Raw genomic sequence first — 2,600 nt, 5'->3', positions numbered from 1 at the left:
CGGGGAGGACGTCAAACATCTACCACTACGATCCTCTGGAGAGCGGCAAACAGGCCACCGTCAGCGAGGAGGAGCGGGAGCGCGTCAAGGGCTATCTACATCGCAGCTGGGGAGCTACGCGAATCCCTCCCACCGACTTGCAGGCAGAGCCAGGCACAACATGACATAATGCGCGGTCTTTCAACGCTCCTGATACGCTGCCATGATACGACTCGATCAACTGCTGGTCAGCCAGGCGCTGGCCAGCTCACGCACCCGCGCCCAGCGCCTCATCAAGAACGGGCGTGTCTTTTTGACCGACGGCACCCCGCTCACCAAGCCTTCCGAAAAGTGGCCCGCCGACACATCACTGCGCGTCGAGGAGGGCCCCGAGGAGCGCTACGCTTCCCGGGCAGGCCTTAAACTCGAGGGAGCGCTCACTACGCTGGATATGCGGCTGGAGGGCCTGGGCGTGCTGGATGTGGGCCAGTCCACCGGCGGCTTTACCGACTGCGCCCTGCGCTTCGGAGCCCGCCATGTAGTGGGTGTCGAGGTAGGCCACGACCAGTTGGCCGAAGCGCTGCGCCAGGACCCAAGGGTAGTGTGCCTGGAAGGCTTGAATGCGCGCCACATGAGCACCTCGGCAGCCTTGCTGGAAGTGCTGCGCCAATACCCCATCGAGCTGGCCATCATGGACGTGTCGTTCATTTCTCAAACGCTGATCCTGCCGGAAATCGCCGCCTTGCTACCGGCCAAGGGAAAGCTTATCTCTCTGGTCAAACCGCAGTTCGAGTTGGAGCCCAGCGCGCTGGACAAGCGCGGCGTGGTACGCGACCCAGCCCGCTACAGCGAGGTGGAGCACAAGATACGTGCAGCCTGCCAGACCTGCGGTTTGCACATCACCCATTGGCAAGAGAGCCCGATCACCGGCGGGGACGGCAATCGGGAGTTCCTGATGCTGGCCAGTCACGAGGCCCCTTAACCCAGATTTGCAGGAGGCAGCGGCTTGCGGGTCTGTACTTTCACCGACTCCCCTTGATCTCGGTGAAGCCATACGTCCATCTGCTCGAAGGCCACCCGCACGCCCGCTTCGCGGAATAGCTCATCCACACGGCAGTTCACTTCGTCGGCTGCAAACAGCCGGTCCAGCAAGTCGTTGACGAAGATGCGCAGCTCGAAATTCAGGCTGTGCGGGCCATAGTTGAGGTAGAACACCTGAGGCTCCGGGTCCGCCAGCACGCGTGGGTTTTCATCGGCGGCCTGGCGCAGCAGCTGATGCACCAATGGCAAATCAGAGCCATGCGCTACGCCATAGGTCAGCACCACCCGAGTGACATTGTCCGACAGCGACCAGTTGATCAGCTGGTCGGTGACGAATGTCTTGTTGGGAATGATGATCTCCTTGCGATCGAAGTCGGTCACCGTGGTGGCGCGGATGCGGATACGGCTGACCGTGCCATGCAGGTTACCCAGCGTGATGGTGTCGCCGATTCGAATGGGGCGTTCGAACAGGATGATCAGGCCAGAAATGAAGTTGGCAAAGATCTCCTGCAAACCAAAGCCCAGCCCCACGCTCAACGCCGCCACCAGCCACTGCAACTTGTCCCAGGAAACCCCCAGGGTGGCCAGCGACATGACGACCCCGGTACCCACGATGGTGTAAGAGAGCAGTGAGCTGATGGCGTAGGCGCTGCCCTGCTTCAAGGCCAGCCGCGACAGCACCATCACTTCGAGCAACCCCGGCAGGTTACGCGCCATGATGAAGGTAATGGCGACCACCAATAGCGCGGTGAAAAAGTCGGAAAGGGAGAGCGCGCTGTCCACCAGATCGCCCTCATCGGCGTCCCACAGCGCCACCTGATCCAGATACCCCAGCACTGCCAGCAGATCCGACCAGACCAGGTAGAGCAGCAGACTGAACCCGATCAGCAGAATGAGCTTGGAGAGCCGCAGCGACTGAGTATTGATCTTCTCCATGTCCAGGGGCGGCTCTTCGACCACTTCGAGACCGCCTTCGGCCCCCTCTTGCACCTGGGCACGCCTTCGCGCCAAAGCGCGCCGATACGCCAGGCGGCGAGCGGCCACCGCCAGGCTGCGGACCACCGTGGCTTCCACCACGACCCACAGCCCCAGCAGGTAAAGAGTCATGGCAAAACGCGCCACTAACCGCAGTGCCGTATATTCGTAGCCCCAGGCCACCAGCCCAAGCATCACCAACGGTACGCTGGCCATGGCCAGCCCCAGGATCAACCGAAACAGCCGCACTCCAAAGACAGGCACGTGGGCCAGAATCAGCTGCATCAACCACCACGCCATGGCCAGCAGCCCCAGCATGAACAGCCCCATGGCCACCGGGCGCATGGCCAGCGGGGTCTCCACCTGCCCAGACATGGCCGCAATCCCTACCACGGGAACCAGCGCCACGCCTAACCCTCCGAGCAGCTGGCGTAATCGAGCATTGTAAGCGGGTGCCCAGGTAAAGTGACGCTCGGCAACGCCATCGGGCACCAGCAGGCGGCGGCCCAAGGCAATCACCCCCCAGCTCAGGCTCAGTTGCAGCAAGGCCGGCGCCAGCCCCATTGCCAGGGCGCCTTCTGCCGTGCGCAGGGCAACGCCAGCCC

General features: G+C 62.6%; 2 protein-coding genes. One reads left to right on the top strand and one right to left on the bottom strand.

The window, feature by feature from the left end; translation table 11 throughout:
• Positions 1-202: 202 nt before the first annotated feature.
• Positions 203-961 (top strand): TlyA family RNA methyltransferase, encoded by a 759-nt coding sequence (locus B7L71_RS09785; protein WP_081137594.1) that lies wholly within the window; start codon positions 203-205, stop codon positions 959-961.
• On the opposite strand, the gene B7L71_RS09780 is transcribed toward B7L71_RS09785, so the two are convergent.
• The coding region (locus tag B7L71_RS09780; RefSeq protein ID WP_139790107.1) for a mechanosensitive ion channel domain-containing protein at positions 958-2,600 on the bottom strand (1,643 nt) is incomplete at its 5' end. The two genes, B7L71_RS09785 and B7L71_RS09780, sit on opposite strands and share 4 nt — an antisense overlap.

This window comes from Halomonas sp. BC2, from assembly GCF_002078115.1.
GTDB classification, from domain to species: Bacteria; Pseudomonadota; Gammaproteobacteria; order Pseudomonadales; family Halomonadaceae; genus Vreelandella; species Vreelandella stevensii.
Note: the sequence above shows the minus strand (reverse complement) of the source record. Positions and strands in the feature narration are given on the sequence as shown.